Annotated in this window: 11 protein-coding genes and 1 pseudogene; 7 read left to right on the top strand and 5 right to left on the bottom strand. The window is 41.9% G+C overall.

What is annotated here, in order from left to right; translation table 11 throughout:
- Nucleotides 1–23: 23 nt before the first annotated feature.
- The 4 genes from AC07NA_RS15215 to AC07NA_RS15200 all read right to left on the bottom strand — a co-directional run bounded on the left by AC07NA_RS15215 (nt 24) and on the right by AC07NA_RS15200 (nt 5782).
- Entirely contained in the window at nt 24–467 is a 444-nt protein-coding gene (locus AC07NA_RS15215; protein ID WP_494898437.1) for a hypothetical protein, read from the bottom strand.
- 104 nt (nt 468–571) lie between these two features.
- Nucleotides 572–1285 carry a LytR/AlgR family response regulator transcription factor gene (locus AC07NA_RS15210; RefSeq protein ID WP_494898436.1) on the bottom strand — a complete coding sequence of 238 codons (714 nt, stop codon included), beginning with the start codon at nt 1283–1285 and terminating at the stop codon, nt 572–574.
- 72 nt (nt 1286–1357) lie between these two features.
- On the bottom strand, nt 1358–3229 hold the full coding sequence (locus AC07NA_RS15205) for a DUF4859 domain-containing protein (RefSeq protein WP_494898435.1): 1872 nt from the start codon (nt 3227–3229) through the stop codon (nt 1358–1360).
- Nucleotides 3230–3559: 330 nt separating this feature from the next.
- Nucleotides 3560–5782, bottom strand: a complete 2223-nt coding sequence (locus tag AC07NA_RS15200) for a CRTAC1 family protein (RefSeq protein ID WP_494898434.1) — start codon at nt 5780–5782, stop codon at nt 3560–3562.
- Nucleotides 5783–5969: 187 nt separating this feature from the next.
- On the opposite strand from AC07NA_RS15200, the pseudogene AC07NA_RS15195 reads away from it, so the two are divergent.
- Nucleotides 5970–6311: pseudogene (locus AC07NA_RS15195) on the top strand (DUF6515 family protein).
- A gap of 169 nt (nt 6312–6480) precedes the next feature.
- Here AC07NA_RS15195 and AC07NA_RS15190 read toward each other — a convergent pair.
- The gene (locus AC07NA_RS15190; protein WP_494898433.1) at nt 6481–8814 is read right to left on the bottom strand and encodes a beta-galactosidase; all 2334 of its coding nucleotides are present in this window, start codon (nt 8812–8814) and stop codon (nt 6481–6483) included.
- Between the two features lie 258 nt (nt 8815–9072).
- On the opposite strand from AC07NA_RS15190, the gene AC07NA_RS15185 reads away from it, so the two are divergent.
- From AC07NA_RS15185 to AC07NA_RS15160, 6 genes are all read left to right on the top strand, one after another.
- Nucleotides 9073–11205 (top strand): alpha-N-acetylglucosaminidase, encoded by a 2133-nt coding sequence (locus AC07NA_RS15185; RefSeq protein WP_494898431.1) that lies wholly within the window; start codon nt 9073–9075, stop codon nt 11203–11205.
- Nucleotides 11206–11373: 168 nt separating this feature from the next.
- Nucleotides 11374–13122: a DUF4091 domain-containing protein gene (locus AC07NA_RS15180; RefSeq protein WP_494898429.1), complete on the top strand. Its 1749-nt coding sequence runs from the start codon at nt 11374–11376 to the stop codon at nt 13120–13122.
- Nucleotides 13123–13272: 150 nt separating this feature from the next.
- The gene (locus tag AC07NA_RS15175; protein ID WP_494898428.1) at nt 13273–13860 is read left to right on the top strand and encodes an RNA polymerase sigma-70 factor; all 588 of its coding nucleotides are present in this window, start codon (nt 13273–13275) and stop codon (nt 13858–13860) included.
- Nucleotides 13861–14006: 146 nt separating this feature from the next.
- Nucleotides 14007–15182 (top strand): FecR family protein, encoded by a 1176-nt coding sequence (locus AC07NA_RS15170; RefSeq protein WP_494898427.1) that lies wholly within the window; start codon nt 14007–14009, stop codon nt 15180–15182.
- Between the two features lie 214 nt (nt 15183–15396).
- The gene (locus AC07NA_RS15165) at nt 15397–18729 is read left to right on the top strand and encodes a TonB-dependent receptor (protein WP_494898426.1); all 3333 of its coding nucleotides are present in this window, start codon (nt 15397–15399) and stop codon (nt 18727–18729) included.
- A gap of 35 nt (nt 18730–18764) precedes the next feature.
- Nucleotides 18765–20600: a RagB/SusD family nutrient uptake outer membrane protein gene (locus AC07NA_RS15160; protein WP_494898425.1), complete on the top strand. Its 1836-nt coding sequence runs from the start codon at nt 18765–18767 to the stop codon at nt 20598–20600.
- Nucleotides 20601–20624 lie beyond the last annotated feature (24 nt).

Genomic DNA, 20624 nt, shown 5'->3' with positions numbered 1-20624 from the left:
AACGCAGGTACAGGTTAAAAGTTTTAAGCGTCCTGCTGTTGCAGTTTTTCTATTTTTTTCCGGGTTTTGTCAATGTCCTTGTTCAGGTCTTTGATCTTTTCCTGGTCTTTCTCCACCTTTTCGGTTGCATCCTCCGCGTCATTGGTTTCATTGGCTGCCTTCTTAGCTGCTTTGGCAGCTTTGCGGGTATCTCCACCATCGCCGCCTACTGCAGATGCAGCTTGTTTACGACTTTTCTCCTGTGCTTTGTTAGAGTCATCCGCGGCTTCCTCTGCTGCCTTTTGTTCATCAGGTAAACGGTTCTGAACTTTGGTTAGTTCCGCTTGCAAGTCATTCAACTTTTCATTCAGCTTACGTACTTGTTTATTGATTTTGGCAGTATCCCTTTTGGTTGAATCGTTCTGATCTGCAGCCGAGCATACGGTATGTAAACCGAACATCAGGGCAATAAATAATATCTTTTTCATAGTTGTTCATTTTAATTTTGATCAAATGAACACTTTGAGAAGGAAGTTGACAAAGCCGTTCGACTGAAACTGTACGCGAACCGACGAAAAGCCGTTACGATCCGTTAAAGCCAATCGCGAAATGCTGCGCGGAATGCGTCCCTGTACTGCTCGGTTACGGGGATAATGGTATTGCCGAAGCGGACAGTGAGGTGCTGAATGGTTTCTATTTTGTCGAGATTGACAATAAAAGACCGGTGAATTCTCATGAACCGATGACCTGCCAGGCGCTCCTCCATCGCTTTGAGTGTAGACAGGGCCGTGATCACCTTATCACCTGTAAATACTTTTACATAGTCTTTAAAACTTTCGAGGTAACTGATATCGCTGATATTTACGCGTACCAGGTCATGTTCCACTTTTAGAAATAAGTAATGTGCAGCGGGTTCTGTTTTAGGTGTAACCATCAGGCCGCGTGCTTTCGCGGCTGCACGGTAAAAGTCTTCGTAAGCAAATGGCTTAACGAGATAGTCTACCGCATCTACCTTATAACCGTCAACCGCGTATTCTCTGGAACCACTGATCAGGATTACACGGGGAGCCGGTAGTCCGGGGGCAGCCTTTAAAGTACCGGCAAAAGTTACGCCATCTATACCGGGTAAATTAATATCAAGTACCAGCAAGTCAATAGCTTCGTGCTCCAGTTTGTAGAGCGCAGCCGGAGCATTATTATAGCTGCCAGCCAGCCGTAGGAAGGGTGTTTGATCAACCATCTCGCAGACATAGGCGTTCACTTCAGGATCGTCGTCTATCACCAGGCAATTAAGCACTTGTTCCATATCAGCTAATGTAAATAATCCCCCTAAGTTTTTCGAAACTTAAGGGGATTAATTTGAATCGCCAGGATGCTATTACAAAATAGTAACGTTAAATGTAAAGGTGGCCTGCGCGCTTTTATTGTTTGCCGTAGTATATACGAACGCCTGTTTGAGTGTGTATTTATCACCGGCCTTCACGTGACCTGGATATTGGCCCAAAGTAAAATTAAAGTTCTTCTCATCGTATTCAGACCAAACCGTTGCACCCGTTCCCCAATTTATCACGTTACCGGAGGCATCAAACCAATGACCAAATCCGTTAGCTGTGGTGGTGGCATTCAATTTTCCGTTGCTTTCAATAGCATAAAATTTAATGCCCGAACCCATCAGGCTGGTCAGTTGATCTGGCTGCAGTAAAAACGCGCTGATCAGTTTTGAAACATCAACACTCACCTGCGCCGAGGCATAATTAATATTATCGTGCGTTATAGATACATCATAAGAGAATGATACATCTTTAGGCGATGCAGCCGTTCCCGGATTTACGTAGCCTAAAAGATTGGTATTGGCAAACTTTACCTTGTATGGCCATTGTTCATCGTTGCTGTTATTATCGTCCCAGGCATGTCGCGAATAGGTTTTAGGTGCTCCCGTGACCACAAACCACAAACGGTCGGAGTTAGCCGGTACGGCAAAAGTTGCTTTACCCTCTTTTGCACTGAACATGTTGCTGTAAACCCGGGTTCCGTCTTTCATCAATGCCACAAAACCATACCGCCAACCAGCGTTGGAAGCATTGGTGACCTGATTAAACCCTGTAGCATTCACCATACCCGCAAAATCGGCACTTACTGTCGCACTTCCGTCGGGTACATTGAGTGGGAGGACGTTAAACCCGGTTGTTTGCGGGCAAAAACTGTAATCGGGCTGAAACCATCCGTCGTTCAGCGCGGTCATCTTATAATCCATTTTCCCGATATAAGATTTGCCATAGCTTCTCAAAACATCCAGATCCCAGGTAACCACTTTGCTGGCCTGATCGTAAACTTCATCATTGAATTTCTCGTTATCAATTCCGGTTAACCTTTGGTAGGCCTGGATTGGATCTTCGGGCTTAACCGATTGCCGCCATATTTTGGCGACGATGTCTATACCGTGTTTCTGCGCCCAAAAGGTATTGAGGATATAACTGGCATAACGATAATCTTCATGGATAACATGTTTATTATAGTTCTTGAAATATCCTGCGAACTGCCAGTTGGTAAATATTTCTGCCGGATAAGCCTGGTAGGCCTGCCATTGCGCGGTTTGTTCCCAGTACCCGTTGCCGCCGGAAGCATCCGGGCCGTATCCATATCTGAAGCCATGTGTCAGGCCCAGGTCGCATGATACCTGATACTGAAAGCTATGGCCTATCTCATGAGCGATTACCGAGCTCACGGGCTGGCAGGTTGAGGGGCTTACCCATAACGCGCCAATGGTATCATCGTATCCCGCGCCTGTTGCCAGCCAGGTATCCTGATGGTAGAGAAATATCATCATTTTGTATTTACCCAAGTTGGAAGTTCCGCTGCTGATGTCGGCGAATTTGAGCTTATTCACGTTCAGGTCGTAAAAGATTTCCGCTTTACTTAAAAGGTCTTCAATGTCTACCCTGTAGGCATCGGGTACTGTACTTGCAGAGGGGAGGTCCTTTCCGTATTCTTTAGACCAAAAGAGAATAAAATGATCTGATTGTTTTGAACGAGCATAGCAGAACTTGCTGGTGTCCGAATCCCAGTTCATATTTTGCATCTCTTTCGGTTTATATATTTTAAGTGCCTCAGGTTCGGGCTTTACAACGGGCGTTTCGGGATCATTTGGTTTGGTTGCTTGTTTTTTGCAGCCGCTAACGGACACTAATACTGTTAGAAACAATATACAGAAAAGTGCTTTTACAGTTGCAGTGATGGAGAGTTTGTACATATTTATTTGGTTTATAATTGTTCAGGAATTTGATAGAGCAGATTAAAAGCGTACTCCAAAGCCATGCTATCTTCGGTAATTGCTTTTTTTAACGCTGCTTTAATACCAAAGCAATTTTCTTAAATAATTGGTTATTACTTTTTACGGAAATTATCTGCTATGCATTAGTTATTACCCTTTTATAGGTTTGGGTACTAATTGGGTAATTAAAAATGGTATCTGCTGCATACGGAATTGTATGCGCAAAAAAGTGGTTAAACAGGGGCGTAATTGCCATTTGTGTGTTTTATCATTTACAATGCTGTACGCAAATATGCAAATGGTACAAAGCTAAATCCCGCCAACCGGCATACATACCGCTACCGAAGATCGTTTACGATAACTTAGTTTTTTTAAAGGGATGATATTGACTGCATTACTGCCTTCTGTTATGTGCAAAAATTGATTCGGTGTGATGTTCTTAAAACGTTGCAGCGTTTGGCTACCGGCCCATTTTATCTCTATTTCAGTTATCATGGATGCTTTACCAATGCCGATTTCCTGCCGCAATGGTGATGACCCGAAACTGCCACCCGAATTAACATCTTTATAAACTGTTCTGTTTATTCCGTTTTCGGTAAATGATATTTTTATATGACTGCCAATGGCCGCTTTGTTTGCTTTTACACCTTCGAGCTTCATACTTATCCAATTATTACCGTATCCGGGGTTTTCATATAATGAACTGGTGTACGAATCGCCTCTGAACGCGCCGCCCATTTCAATAAAAATATCCTGTACGCCGATGTTCCTGAAATCGGCAAATGCCACACCATGGCCTTTTTGCAGGTTACCTGTTCGCGAGGAAAGGGTAACGTCGGCAAATCTTTTTCCGTCGATATTTTTAAATAATTTATTGGGCACTAGCGAGCCGAAGTCTGGGTTCCCCGTACCAAAATACATGTCAGGAAAACCGTCATTGTCAATGTCGCCAAAATTTGATCCCATGCTGTACACAACCTTATCAAGACCTGTCTCTTTCGTTACATCGGTGAAAGTACCATTGTGTTCGTTTCTATATAAAAAAATATTTCCGGCTCCCGCAACAGTTTTGCCCAATGCTTCGGCTGCTGCGTAATAGCCCAATGCTTTATCAAATTGATAATCGCCAATGAGCAGATCGGGCCAGCCATCATTATTATAATCGTAAAACCAGGTTATAAAAGTCCGGTTGGTGTTTTTGTCAATACCTGATGCAACAGTTACATCCTCAAAAACAGGGACGTTACCTACTTTACCGCTGTTTTTTAACAGGTATTTTTTACCGTTGAGGGTAGATATAAAGAGATCATTCCACCCATCATTATTATAATCGGCAGATGTAACCCCTTTTACAAAAGCGGTGACATCACAATGGGCTTCTTTAGCCACATTTGTAAAAGTGCCGTCGTGGTTATTGATGTATAACATCGATACATGCGTACCACCTGCATCCATTCTGCCCGAATTTTCTGTGCCAATGAATACGTCGAGCCAACCATCATTATTCAGGTCGGCCCACACGGCAGCTTGTGTGGGATGAAAAAATAACAGACCGCTGGGTATTGTAACATCGGTAAAAGATCCGTCGCCATTGTTACGTAATAATGAAGCCGGCTGATTACCAAATCCCTGAACACTCCAGGCACCCCGCAAAACAAAAATATCCGCGTTGCCATCATTATTATAGTCTGTTTGTTGGATGTTTAACCCACCGGTCAGTCCTGTTAATCCGCTTTTCTTGGTTTGGTCGCTAAATGTGCCATTTTTGTTGTTTTCATAATAATGCATGGGATCATCAATTCCCAACCCCGATGTAACAATATCCAGGTAGCCGTCATTATTAAAATCATCGGTAATTGTACCACCTGCACGTCCGTTAATATTAATTCCAACGTCGGCAGCCACATCAGCAAAGGGTTTTATTTTAAAACCGGTATCTGTAGCTAACCCGGGGATCAAGTATTCGGCGGGTACATTCGGATACCGGCCAAGCGACATGTAAGCGATATTAAGCAACCAGCGCGATTCAAGATCATCCGGGTGTTTGCGGAGTATGCCTTCGTAAATTGCTATTGCTTTTGACGAACCTGTTTGGAGTTGATGTATTCCGCCATCTTTAATGGGGAATATGCAGGATGAGCCGTTGTGCACACGCCTGCAATTACCACGTTCGCCCAAACGCATGTAAGCTAAGGCCATCGACGGCATGAATTTATTATAATATAAGCTTTGTTGGTCTTTGATCAGATCTTCGTAGATGGCTACGGATTGTTCTTCATTACCCGTTTTAAGTAAAAGTGAAGCTTTTTCTGCAAGCAGTTCAAAATTATGCTCATTCCCCGGTGTTTCAATCATGCTGTTGCATTGGCTTAACTTAGTTTCGGGGCTAAATATGTTCGATACGTTATAATTCTTTTTGGTAAGATCATGCAGTATGCTGATCATCTGTTGATGCGATGATTGCTGACATGAAAACACTACAGAAATAATGAATAATAAAATACCGGTATATAAAAATCTTTTTTCAGGCATGGTTTATTAACAAATGTTCAGGCAGGTTACAGCCTTCGTTCACAATTGAGTATTCAAATTTATATTTCTGAAAATCAGCATTTTAATAATTTTTATCAATAGGTGATATTATTTATGCAGATCAGCGATTTTTCAGGATAGGGGAGTAAATAAGGATTGATTAATTACCTATGTTTAAGGGGGATTTTTGGATTATTCAAGAGCAGCAGATTTAGATCCGCCTAATCGTCTGAGCTGCTCAAAAAGGAAGGGTTTTACTACAACACTGCCAGCCGGTACACAAACTGTAGTAGTTAGCGAAACAGTTAACAATGATTACTATGCCGGCACATTTTATGAAAAAGCATCAAATGGATACACAGTGGTTGCACCCACGGCAGGCACACGATTGTAGAAATTTGCCTGAGAGCGGCGTTGAAACCAAAGTGGGAGATATAACCTACGTTAAATTGGTGAAACATATTATCAGCCTATACAGCAAAATGGTAATAAGAGATATGAAATAGTAAAAGTGGAAACAGGAAACTGAGTGCGATGATAATAATTGTTACCAAGTTCACTACCTGTAAATTCATAATGACAAAAAATGCCTTATACAATTTGTATAAGGCATTTTTTGTTTATTAAGTGATAGAAGCGCGGGTAACGATAATTAACCCTGATTTTCATTTTGAATTTTAGCAGGATAAAAATCTTTATTACAAACCATCAAAAAGTTTATTGGAAAAATAAACTTTAAAGTTTTTAATCCTTCCGGTTTCCATATCCTGCCTGGGCATCATTTTAATACCGGTAATTGTTGTTTTTTGCCCAAGGTCGATAACAACCTGGTGCGGGTGTTTGGTGGCGGCATCCTTCCACTGGCTATGCCAGATACTGGTATATTGTAAGTCAAACAGGTTTTCCGACTTCCCATCTCCCCCTTTTAACTCTTCACTATCAGCATAAACAACCTTCCATAAATCACGCGAAAGGTCTTGGCCCTTTTCATCCAATAATTCAAGTTCTGCCAGTGCAGCAAAAGGATCACCCGCAAAATTATCTATTGCTTCAATTGCAAAGTAACGCCCCGTTTTTGCAGGAAAAGTGAATGATTGCCATATACCGGAATTTTGCATGGTGCCGGAATACAACAGGCTATTCAAATTTTCTCCAAAATGCTGCCCGGCTTTTCGATGGTTACTGCTGATAACTTCTTTTGCAGTAAGGCTATCGAGTATTGGTTTGTTCAATCCCTGCAGGCGTGGAGCAAGCGGTTTATGTAAATCGAGTACAACCACCTCATTTTTCCCCTTCTTTAACCATACTCCCGGTACATACATAGTTTGGGTTGGCCCTATATTCCAGTATCTGCCAAGGCAGTGGCCATTTATCCAGGTAACACCTTTTTTAAAATAACGCATATCCAGGTAAAAATCGCTGGTGTTATTCAGGTTAAAATTGCCTTTGTAAAACGCGGGACCATTCAGATGACGAAGCGATGTGACAGGCCTGTACTTATAAAGCGGGTTACCCTCACCCAAAGGAATTGAATAATGTTTCCATCCTTTTAACAGAGTTTTCTTTGTGCCTTCAAAACTGTAAACCTCACCCTGTAAACCCTTACGGTCGTGTAGATAGTGCCCGAAATTAACCCTACCCATGGCTTCTACTAAAACCCTTAATCTTGTGTTTTTTGATAACGCCGGTATCTCAATTACGTGGTCATTCTTCATACGGTTTAATACACCCACTAACTTATCGTCTATAAACACTTCCGCGTAATCATGTACTTCGGTAAAATCTAATTTCCTTTTTTTACCTGCCGTTAAAGTAGTTTCGTAAACCATCATCCCGTAACCTTGATCAAGATCTTCCATAAATAGTGTGGTATCACTAAATACAGGTTTACCTAATTGTGGCATTATTGGCGCTACAGAAGTAAGCGTAAACGGTGCAACTTTTTGCACGGGGTTGCCTGGTGGTACATCAGGCAGTGTTTCACCGGGTTGCAGGTATTTTTTTAAGGTGTTGCGCAATTCATAATATTTAGCTGTTGCGTCGCCATTTTCGCTTATAGGCGCATCATAATCATAGCTTGAGGTTTCCGGGGCATACGGCTGACAGTTGGCACCTGCCCACATACCAAATGATGTACCTCCATGTATCATATATATACTAAAAGAAGCCTTATTGCTAAGCATCCAATCAATTTCCTTTATCAGGTGTTCGCTTGCACCGGTGTGATGTGGCGCTCCCCAACTGTCAAACCATCCCGGATAATATTCACCGCACATTAACGGGCCATTCGGTTGAACTTCTCGCAACGCTTTAAAACCGGCCTCCGGATTATTACCAAAATTCACCACCGCGAAAAGATCCGGCTGCACGTCATTTTTTAGCTGAACGGTACCATCGCAGGTAAAGAAGGGCACTTCAAAACCTGCACCAATCAAATAATCTTTTATTTTTGAAATGTATCCTTTATCGTTACCATAACTACCGTATTCATTTTCAACCTGCACCATTAGTATAGGGCCACCCTTTGTTATTTGTAAGGGTGCTAAAACACGCCCTACTTCGTTTAAATACTTACGGCATCTGTCTAAATAGTAAGGGTCTTGTGTACGAAGTTTGATATCTTTCTTTTTTAGCAACCACCACGGAAACCCGCCAAACTCCCATTCGGCACACGAATATGGCCCGGGGCGCAATATCACGTATAACCCTTCTTCTTGTGCAATTTTGCAAAATTCGGCAGCGTCTGCCTGCCCGGTCCAGGTAAACTTACCGGGGGCTGTTTCATGATAGTTCCAAAACAAATAAGCACACACTGCATTTAAACCAACGGCCTTAGCCATCTTTAATCTATGCCGCCAATATTCTTTCGGAATGCGGGCAAAATGTAGTTCCCCGCAGCGGATTACATAGGGCTTTCCGTTCAGGATAAATGACTCCTCTCCAATTTTAAAGGGAGCATTTTGCTGGGGCTGACCGATGGCCGGCAAAAAAAACAAGGATGCCAAAAGTAAACAGACAATAATTTTTTTCATGAATTTTTTATGATACGGTAGTACGCCATTATGGAGAAATCGCCAAAAAATGGGCTGTTTTTATTGAAAAACCTGCTCAGATCACAATGGTAGCAAATTAAAAAATAAAAAAAATCCTGAAATTTCACGCAACCGATTGTCTATAAGGGAACAATCGGTTGCGTAATTTCAGGAGTTATCAACCTCTCGCAAACCAGTTGCTTTCTTCTTTAATTCGGGGTAGTTTCGGGCATATAAACTTTGAAACTAACACATTTTATGCGAAAACTACTTTGCCTGCTTATTATATTATTACCCGCCCAGCTCCTGGCCCAACAGTTTAGCGCAGTAGAAGCATTGGTAAAAAGACGCGCCCCATGGTTGAGTAAATATATAGTTTTTGAACCCTTGAAAAATGGTGGACTCGAAACATTTGAGCTTCAAACTTTAAATAATAAACTGGTGATTAGGGCCTCTGGGCCCAATGCGGCAGCTGTGGGTGTGAATTGGTATCTGAAATATTACTGCCATCGCTCCATGTCACATATGGGTGATAATCTTTCGCCGGTATTTCCAATCCCTGTAGTGAAAGAGAAGGTAGCCATAAACGCTGAAGCGAAGTACCGGTATGCCTTAAATTACTGTACCTACAACTATACTATGAGCTTTTACAGCTGGCACGATTGGGAACGCGAGCTTGATTGGATGGCGTTAAATGGTGTGAACATGATGCTGGCGGTTGAAGGAATGGAAGCCGTTTGGCAAAACACGCTAAGGCGAATGGGATATACCGACAGTGAAATTAATAATTTTATTGTTGGCCCTGCTTATACCGCATGGTGGCTAATGGGGAATATTGAAGGTTGGGGAGGGCCTATGCCGCAAACCCAAATAGTAAGCCGGAAAGTGATTCAACAAAAAATGATGAAGAGAATGGCCGAATTGGGTATAGAGCCTGTGTTGCAAGGATTTTACGGTATGGTACCAAGTTCTTTGAAAACAAAACGCAAAGCCCATATCATTGATCAACTTACCTGGGGCGCTTTTAAAAGACCTGATATATTAGACCCCAATGATCCGGAATTTGAACGTATTGCGGCCATATATTACAGCGAAATGAAAAAGGCATACGGAAAAAATATTCATTTTTTTGCAGGTGACCCTTTTCATGAAGGGGGCATTATTGAAGGGGTAGATTTAAAAAAGGCAGGTGCGGCTATTCAGGGTTCAATGAAGAGCCACTTTCCGGGGTCAACCTGGGTGTTGCAAGGCTGGCAGGACAATCCTAAACAACTGATGCTTGATGGGCTGGATAAATCAAACGTATTAGTGCAAGAACTTTTTGGTGAGTTTACTAATAACTGGGAAAAACGTAACGCGTACGATAGCACCTCATTTATATGGTGTACCGTTAACAACTTTGGTGAACGCCCGGGAGTTTATGGTAAATTGCAGCGCTTTGCCGACGAGATTTACAGGATTAGAAACGGTAGTTACAGAAAATATTTTAAAGGCGTAGGTATAATGCCCGAAGGTATCAACAACAATCCGGTGGATTATGATCTGATGCTCGAACTGGGCTGGCGCAGCGAACATTTGGACAGTAAAAGCTGGATCAATGAATATTCGCAATATCGTTACGGTGTAAATAATAGCCATGCGAACGAAGCCTGGCAGATATTTTTACAAACAATTTATCAAAGCCTTCCCGGTTACCAGGAAGGTGCCAGCGAATCTGTTTTTTGTGCAAGGCCCGCCCTTAAAATAAAGTCGGTTTCCAGCTGGGGTACGCTCACCCGAAACTACGATACAGCCCGTTTTGAAACAGGCGTGAAAGAATTTGTCAAGGCTGCACCGGCGCTAATCAATTCAGCTACCTACAAAATTGACCTGATTAACATGGTAAGGCAGGTATTATCAAATAAAGGAACAATTGTTTATAACGACTTAGTGACCGCATTTAACAATAATGATAAGGTCGGGTTTGATAAATCATGCAAAAAGTTTCTTTATATGATTAAGCTAACAGACGAGCTTTTGAACACGGACAGCTATTTTCAACTCAATACTTACATAAAACAAGCTGTAGGCAGTGGTAATACCAGTGAGGAGAAATCAAATAATTTAAAAAATCTATTAATGCAATTGACTTATTGGGGCGAAAACGTGCATAGTGAAGATAATTTGCACGAGTATGCTTATAAGGAATGGGCCGGCCTCATCAATGGCTTTTACCTGCCCAGGTGGGAGCTCTATTTTGACCATTTGCGGGGAAAACTTGAAGGTAAAGATTTACCCGCTCCTGATTTTTTTTACTGGGAACGTAAGTGGGTAGATGAAAATCAAAAGCTAACTCCTGAAAGTAAAACCAGGCCATTACAGGAAATAGTTACCGAGGCTTTGTCTATATAAAACTGACCTCAGCTAATGGTTAAATCTAAAAATGTTTAAGCAAATGCTCGACGTATGGTGATATATTGCCGGTGTTTGTTTTCAGGTTTTATCTATTGGGATAACTCAGCTCATTTATCATATTGAACACGTTGCACTTTTTTAATTTTTATACTCAATGAACCACAAATGAATATAAAATGCACGCTGCTGTTTTTGTTTTACAGTACAATCGTAATAGGTCAGTCTAAAAATGACAAGGCATATGTAGAATTTGCCGATCCAAAGCCGGTTAACGAGCATGAATGGAGTGCCTTTAACGGCGGTGTTGGGGTAAGTTTTGCCTCGGTTGACACCCGTTACGAAAAAAACAATCCACCCTCAGTTTCCACCCTGCAACACTATTGGCGGGCTAAAGCATGGAAGGGTGAAAAGGTGCATACGCAGATTGTTGTTTGGGCCAACCGCAATATTAAAAACTTGAGCCTTAGCTGCAGCAAGCTTACTGATTGTAAAGGGAATAGTATTGCTGCAAAAAATGTAACCGGAAGCTTTATAAGGTATGTTATGGCAGATGGCTTGAATGAAAATGGCGGCGGATGCGGTATTCAGCCCGGGCATGACTCATCTTTAGTTGCAGATGTTATAGATAATATAAGATCACTCCCGTTAAATAAAAATTCAACGCGCCCTGTTTGGTTAAGCATAACAGTGCCACCAAATACTCTGGAAGGTAATTATAAGGGTACCGTAAGTGTTTGGGAAGGAAAAAGCAAGCGGCTTTTAACTTTACATTACAGCATTCAGGTACTTAACCATTCATTGCCTGCCCCCCAAAAGTGGAAGTTTCATTTAGATCTGTGGCAAAGTCCATACGCTATAGCCCGGGTACATAACGTTAAGCCCTGGTCCAAACAACATTATAATGCCATAAGGCCATATATGAGTATGCTGGCTCATGCAGGGCAAAAAGCAATTACCACTACGCTAATCTACGACCCATGGAACAGCCAAACCTATGATGTGTACCATTCAATGGTTAAATGGACTAAGCAGAAAAATGGAACATGGACCTATGACTACACCGTTTTTGATCAATGGGTATCTTTTATGATGTCGTTAGGTATTAATAAGATAATTAACTGCTACAGCATGATTCCGTGGAATAACAAATTCTGTTACCATGACGAAGCTTCGGGTAAAGATACCGCGATCATAGCCAAGCCGGGTTCGTTGGCATATGAAGCCCACTGGAAGCCAATGCTTGTTGATTTTGCCCGCCATCTTAAAAAGAAGGGCTGGTTTAACATAACGGCTATTGCAATGGACGAAAGGCCACTGGAAGATATGCAAAAAGCTATAGCGATCATTAAACATGCTGATGAAGGTTTTAAAGTTTCATTAGCCGGCAATTTTCATCCTGAAATAGAAAAAAGCATATTTGATTATAGCGTGGCTTCCAATCAGGTAGTAGATGAAGCAACGGTAACTTCGCGTAGAAACACCGGATTAAATACCACCTACTATACCTGTTGTACTGAAGGGTACCCTAATACGTTTAGTTTTTCAAATCCGGCAGAAGCGGTGTGGCTGGGATGGCATGCGGCTTATAAAGGCTATGATGGATATTTGAGATGGGCTTACAATAACTGGGCGAAGAATTCATTACAGGATACGCGTTTCGGGCAATGGTCATCCGGCGATGCGTTCATTATTTATCCGGGGTTTCGTTCATCCATCCGTTTTGAACGATTGATAGAAGGGATTCAGGATTTTGAAAAAATTGCTGTTTTAAAAGACGTTTTTACTAAAAATAACCAATATGATAAACTACGTCAATTGGAAAATATATTAAACGGGTTTAACCTTGAAAAACTAAAAATCACTCCCGCTGCCGAACTTATAGGCATATCACAGCGTAAATTGAATAGCTTTTAGTTCGTAGCTCATATTGTCAGCATTGTACTTAAGCGTATTCTAAATTGAATATATGCAGTATCACGGATTTACATGATTTGTAGAATTGCCGGCAGGTTGTTATATTGTTAGCAAAATTGCCGTTGCCGATTAACATTTCCACATCACAAAATGAGTAGCGAAGAGGTGCATCTATTTTCAGACGAAAAGCTTGTCGCTTTAATTCAGGAAAATGACCTCGCCGCGTTTGAATATCTTTACAAAAGATATTGGTCTAAACTATACCTGCAAGCCTACAATATTATCCGTAACCGGCAAATTGCTGAAGATATTACACAAGAAGTGTTGGTAAACCTATGGGTGAAACGGGACAGTCTCAAGGTAATTTCGTTAAACGCGTATTTGTATACCGCTGTCAGGTACCAGGTATTTAACACCATACGTTCCGGCAAATTAAGGGATAGTCGTGTTAAGGAAATAGAAAAGCTTTTTAATAATTGCGATAGCGAAGACGTCCTGTTTGAAAAAGATATCAACCGGTTATTGGAAAAAGGAATAGCCGAATTGCCCGAAAAATGCCGTCAGATCTTTATTCTAAGCCGAAAAGAGCATTTGTCTACCAAAGAAATTGCCGAAAAAATGGGCATTGCGCCCAAAACTGTCGAAAATCAATTAACAATAGCCTTAAACCGCTTGCGCATTGTACTGGGCGACTTTGTATCAATAGCTATTATTGTTCTATGTAAACGGTTTTTGTAAATTTCTGTCTCTAAAAGCCCATTTTTTCGCTCCATTGCTCGTTTTTGTTAGGGTATCTCCTCAAATTTTAAGTTTTTTTCAAAATATTTCAATTTCCCTTTGGGGGTAGTGCCTGTTCCGGGTTACTTACATCTGATTATCAGCCAATGGAAAAGGATACACTACAAAATTTAGTCAATAAATATCTTTCAAATACAGCCACTCCGCAGGAGGAAAAGCGTTTGTTGGATTTTTATGATAAGCTTCAGGCCGACGGACTGGAATGGGATGAGCTTTCAATGGGCGCAGAAGACTCAGTAAGAAGCGACCTTTATCGTAAAATATTAACAGAAATTAAAGAACGCGAAACGGCACCAAAAAGAGTTATTTCTATCAGGCGTTGGTATGTAGCCGCTTCAATCGCTTTGTTATTAATAGTATTATCTGCTCTGCTTGTTCGCTACAATACAACATCTTTTACTGAAAATTATAACTACGCTGCAAATAAAAAGAAGATAACACCGGGAGGCTTCAAAGCGCTTTTAACTTTGGCCGATGGTTCAAAAATTACTTTGGATGACGCCGAAGCGGGCGAATTAGCCAAACAAAAGGGTGTAGTGGTATCTAAAACCGCTAACGGCGAATTGATATATTCGGCCGCGCAAGCATCTTCAGGTTCTGCTGTCACAGGTCAATCAGCCTATAACACCATTCAAACACCAAAAGGCGGGCAATACCAGGTTGTTTTACCCGATGGCTCGAAGGTATGGCTGAATGCAGAATCGTCACTCACTTATCCAACCACTTTTAATGGTGAGGTTCGCAGTGTTAATTTAACCGGAGAAGCCTACTTTGAAGTGGCAAAAAATAAACATATGCCTTTTAAAGTGGTTAGCAACAACCAGGTTGTGGAGGTTTTAGGCACGCATTTTAATATCAGTGCATACCCCGATGAGCCCTCTGCCCGAACAACTTTATTAGAGGGATCTGTAAAGGTACTTTCAAGCAAATCCAATCAATCTAAGCTTCTTAAACCGAGTGAGCAATCCGACATTAATTACGCAAGCAGTGATATATCGATAACACAGGTTAACGCCGAAGATGTAATTGCCTGGAAAAATGGCTATTTCACTTTTAGTGACGAGGATTTGAAAAGTATCATGAACAAGTATGCCCGGTGGTATGATGTTGAGGTGGAATACAGGGGCAACGTGGATAATTTAAAGTTTGATGGCAAGGTGTCGCGTTCCAAAGGTTTGGAGCAGGCATTAAAAGTGATAGACCAAACAGAGAGTGTAAAAATTAAAATAGAAGGAAGGAGGGTTATCGTTATGTATAAATAATTACCAAACATACGGCAACCTAAATAAATAAGCCGGGAGTGGTGGAACACTTCCGGCCAAAAGTTGGGTCCGCCATGCATCAAATTCGTAGTCCGATTACACCTTAAACCCAAACAAGTTCAAATGTATGAAATGTTATGAGATAAATTTATATACAATACCCAGTATAAAAAATAAAGCATTGTTGATCATGAAATTATCGGTCATCTTTTTAATGGCAACAATAATACAGGTAAGTGCAAAGAGTTATGCCCAAAAAATCACTTTATCGGAAAAAGATGTTCCGTTAAAAAAAATCCTGAAAGAGATAGGTAAGCAAAGTGGTTATGATTTTTTTTATAATTCGAAGCTTATTAAAGACGCCAATCCTGTTAGCATAAGTGTTGTTGATACCGAAATAGAGGAAGTATTAAAGTTGGCTTTTTTAGGGCAACCATTAATTTATACTATTGACGATAAAACAATAATCATTAAGTCGAAACCGATTCCTATAAAAGCAGCCGCAACAGCGCCTGTCATTATAAAGCTGTCAGGAGTTGTCACTGATTCAAAAGGGATCTCGTTGCCGGGCGCCAGTGTAAGGATAAAGGGTACAACCCGGGGAGTTGCAACTGACAAAGATGGCAAATTCACTATAGACGCGGAGGTAAACAGCGTTCTGGTAATTTCATTCAGCGGCTTTGTCACTAAGGAAGTTATAGTCAACGAAAATACGCGCTCGTTAACTATCCAGTTGGAAGATGACATCATCGGGATGAATGAGGTTGTAGTGGTAGGTTATGGCAAACAGAAAAAACTGACAATAACAGGCGCTGTTACAACGGTTAATGTGGCTGATGTGATGACACCCAGCCGTTCGTTGTCAAATGCCTTAGCCGGCAAGGTTGCCGGGGTAATATCTATGCAGCGCAGCGGCGAGCCGGGGTACGACAATGCCTCATTTACAATAAGGGGTATTGGTACCTTTACCGGTAATGCGAGCCCCCTGATCATAATCGACGGGGTACAGCGGGATGATGTGAACAGTACTTACGGGGGCGCTTATAATAATATAGACCCCGAGGATATTCAAAGTATTTCATTGTTAAAAGACGCGTCGGCAACTGCGGTTTATGGAGCCAGAGGAGCAAACGGCGTTTTAATAATAACCACCAAAAAAGGTACGGTAGGTAAACCTAAAATTTCGTTTAAAGCTGAAACTTCTATATCGGGCCTAACCAAGACACCCAAAATGCTTGACGCGGTATCATGGATGAGGCTGCATAACGAAGCGACGAGTAATGACGGCACCGCTAATGCTTATTCAGAAGAGGTTATACAAAAAACCGCAAGCGGCCTCGATCCATATCTTTACCCGAACGTTAATTGGCTAAAAGCTGTTTATAAAGACTGGGCCCCGGGTTACAACACCAATTTAAACGTTAGCGGAGGCGCGTCAACGGTAAGGTACTACGTTTCTGCATCTTATTACGAGCAGGATGGTAGTTATAAAGTAACCAAGCAAAACGGTTATAATCCCAACCTTAACTTTAAACGATACGATTTTAGAACCAACCTGGACATTGATGTAACCAAAACCACCTTATTAACCATGAACCTTGATGCCATGCTGGTGAGCAGCCGTTATCCCGGGCTTTCAGCAGGTAGCATCTGGTATAATGCCTATTTAACACCACCTAATGCCTTCCCGATACAATACCCTGATGGCAAATGGGCCGGCCCATATAATAACGGAGGATCAAACCCGGTAAATGATATTCAAAACACCGGGTACAATAAGGAGTTCAGGCCAACTATACAGTCGGTTTTTTCACTCAATCAAAAATTGGATGTTATTACCAGCGGTTTAAGCGCTATGGCAAGGTTTTCATTCGACTCGTACAGTGAAAATGATAACCGCAGGTTCGGCACAAACGACCTTTATTTAGCAACGTCAAGGGATCCAAATGGCAACTTGGTATTTGGCCAGTCGAGGTTTGGTACTCAGTTTTTAGGTTATTCTCAATCTGCATCGGCCGAGAAAACCATGTACCTGGAAACAACTATTAATTACGACAGATCTTTTGGTAAGCATCGTTTTGGCGGTCTGTTCTTACTCAATACACGGTCGAGGGTGCAGAGTTCGGCCGGTGACGTGATCGGTTCTATTTCGTACAACAACCAAAGCTTAGCCGCCAGGTCAACTTACTCGTATGCCGATAAGTATCTGTTTGATTTTAATATTGGTTACACCGGTTCTGAAAACTTTGAGCCGGGTAAAAAATTCGGCTTATTTCCTGCAATATCTGCCGGCTGGGTAATCTCGAAGGAGCCGTTCTTTAAAAACCTTTCTAAAACAATTAACCTGCTTAAAATAAGAGGCTCGCACGGGCTTGTAGGTAACGATCAGATAGGCTATAGCGATAACATAACCCGCTTTCCATATATCAACCAGTACGGTGGCGGTGGTTCGGTGAGTTTCGGCCTTAACGGAACGGTGTTTCCGGGCACCACCGAGACTGTTATTGGTGTAGAAAATCTTACCTGGGAAAAAGCTACCAAAGCTAACCTGGGGCTGGAGATAGGCCTGTTCAATAAGTTGAATATTATAGTTGACGTTTACAAAGAAAGGCGGAAGGATATTTTAGTACGCCGTAGTTCACTATCAGGAATATTAGGAGTAAGCGGAGTTGTGTTTGCCAATTTAGGAGAGATGGACAACCACGGTGTTGATGCCAACGTAGAGTATAACGACAATTTTGGAAAAGTAGCTTTGCGCCTCTATGGTAATTTCACTTATAATAATAACAAGATTGTACAGCGCGACGAACCTAAGCGCTTATATGCCTACCAACAGGCAACCGGGCGCAAGTTTGGCGATAATTTAATGTACATAGCCGAGGGCTTATTTACATCTCAGGAAGATGTTGACAATAGTCCGGGGCAGTTTGGCGCTGTTTTAAAGCCGGGCGATATTAAATATAAAGATGTTAACTCAGATGGTGTAATTAACAGTTATGATCAGGTATATACCGGAAAATCTGATATTCCTACCATTTTATACGGCACAGGTTTTACGGTTGGATATAGCAACTTCGATCTTTCACTTTTCTTCCAGGGTGCATCCAACGTTGTTATAATGGCAAATGGCTCATCCATTACCGGCGCGGGCGCGGGGGGAGCCGGTGTAGTACCCTTTACCGGCATGGGAACCTACCAATCAGGCATGCTTGCCAACCTCGAAAACAGGTGGACGGTTGATAATCCAAGCCAAAATGTAGATTACCCGCGTTTAGGTATCTCCAACCAGAACAGCAATAATTATCAGCCGAGTACGTGGTGGTCAAAAAATGGCAGCTTTGTGCGGTTAAAACAAGCAACACTGGGTTATACCTATAAACCGGCATTTTTTGCCAACGCGGGTATCAACTCGCTATACCTTTATCTCACAGGCCAAAATCTTTTAACCTTCTCCAAATTTAAACTTTGGGATCCTGAGCTTGGATCAAACGGAGCCGGTTACCCGCCTGTCAGACTCGTAGCTTTAGGCTTAAGGCTTTCTTTATAGGTTTAATTGATCAATCAATTTTAAAAGCATTCTGAATGAAAAGTAATAAATTAATTATAGCAGTTGGGATATGGCTCCTGATTGCAGTTTTATCTTCTTGTAAGCCTTTAAATCAAAAGCCCGATAACCTGTTAACATCTGAGTTGATTTGGAGTACCAGGGCCAATGCAGAATCGTACCTGTACAACATATATGGTTATGTGCTGCAAACCGACGGAGGAAATTATAGCGGCATGGGCGCCAGTGATGAATCATCAGTATCTATTCCGGGTACCAATGTAAGGCAAATGGTTGTAGGTAACTGGAGCCCGGTAAACGCATATTTTGACTATTGGGACAATTATTATAAAGGCATCCGGTCATCCTTCATTTTTGAGGAAAATATTGACAAAGTACCTGCCAGCCAGTTGAGTACTATATTAAAAGTGCAATACAAAGCTGAAGCACGTTTTTTACGGGGTTGGTTTTACTGGCAATTGATGAAACAGTATGGGCCGGTAGTAAAATTAACCGGCGCGTTAAGTTTAAATGAGGATTTCAACAAATATCCCCGCGCTACTTTTGATGATTGTAAAGAGTTAGTAAACGAGCTAATGGATGAGGCCGCGGCGAATTTGCCAATACAATGGCCGTCAACCAGTAATTATGGCCGCCCTACAAAAGGGACATGCCTTGCTGTAAAAGCGCAACTCGCGTTATTGGCAGCAAGCCCCTTATGGAATGGCAATCCATCATTTACCTCTTTTAAAAATCAAGATGGTACAGCGCTCGCGCCGGGTAATTATGATGCCAGCAAATGGAAAATAGCGGCAGATGCAGCAAAAGCTGTAATTGATCTTAACGCGTATAAATTATTCACCAATTTGGATAACGGAGGTAGCCAGTTTGACCCATACCTCTCGGTAAGGGATCTTTTCTTAACAAACTGGAACAATGAAATTATATTTTCAAGAAACAGCTGGAGTTATTGGGGATACACCAAATGCGTGTCGCCAGGCCCGGGTGGTTACAATATGTATAATGCCACGCAAAATGTAGTAGATGCATTTTACATGAACAGCGGCAGAACTATTGATGACCCGCTTGCTACTTACCAAAGCACCGGTTTCGCGCAAACTGATGGCAGTAACTATTGGGAACATCATAAAGGACAGTGGAATGCTTACGCAAACCGCGAGCCCCGGTTTTATGCCTACATACAGTATAACGGGCGGCCTGTATTACCAGCGCCTACGGTTGATGACAAAAACTATTTTTCGTCAGATGCTAATATTGACGGAACAGGGCGTGTGGAGTTTTATTACAGCGGCAAATCAGGTGCTAAGGCAAGTGGAGCAAGCAATAACCTTACAGGATACAATGTGCTGAAAAATGTGAGCCCGGCAGATAATATCAGGCAGGATGCGGCTAACTACAGGCCATTTATACTAATGCGTTATGCCGAAATATTGCTGGATTATGTAGAGGCTTTAAATGAATATGACCCATCTAATCCGGACATTGTTACCTACCTCAACCAGGTTAGGGCCAGGGCCGGTTTACCCGGAATAGCAACACTATATCCGCAAGCTGTTGGAAACAAAGAAGCCATGCGTAAATATATATTACAGGAACGGCAGGTGGAGCTGTGTTTTGAGGGCGACAGGTACTTTACTTTGGTAAGGCGACTGTTGTTAGGAGCCAAGGATAACCAAACAATCTATGGCTTGAATGTAAACACCGATGACCAGGGCCAGGGATTTGGGTTCGCCGGTTTTTACAATAAAACCCTGTTTCAAACAAGGGTTTGGAGTGATAAGATGTACCTGTTTCCCATATCTCAATATCAATTAGACCGGGATAACGCGTTGGTTCAAAACCCTGGTTGGTAATGTGCATTTATCAGGCGTAAAAAA

The sequence above is a fragment of the Mucilaginibacter sp. GW821-FHT07G05 genome (assembly GCF_059418565.1).
This window is presented reverse-complemented; position numbering and strand designations above follow the sequence as displayed.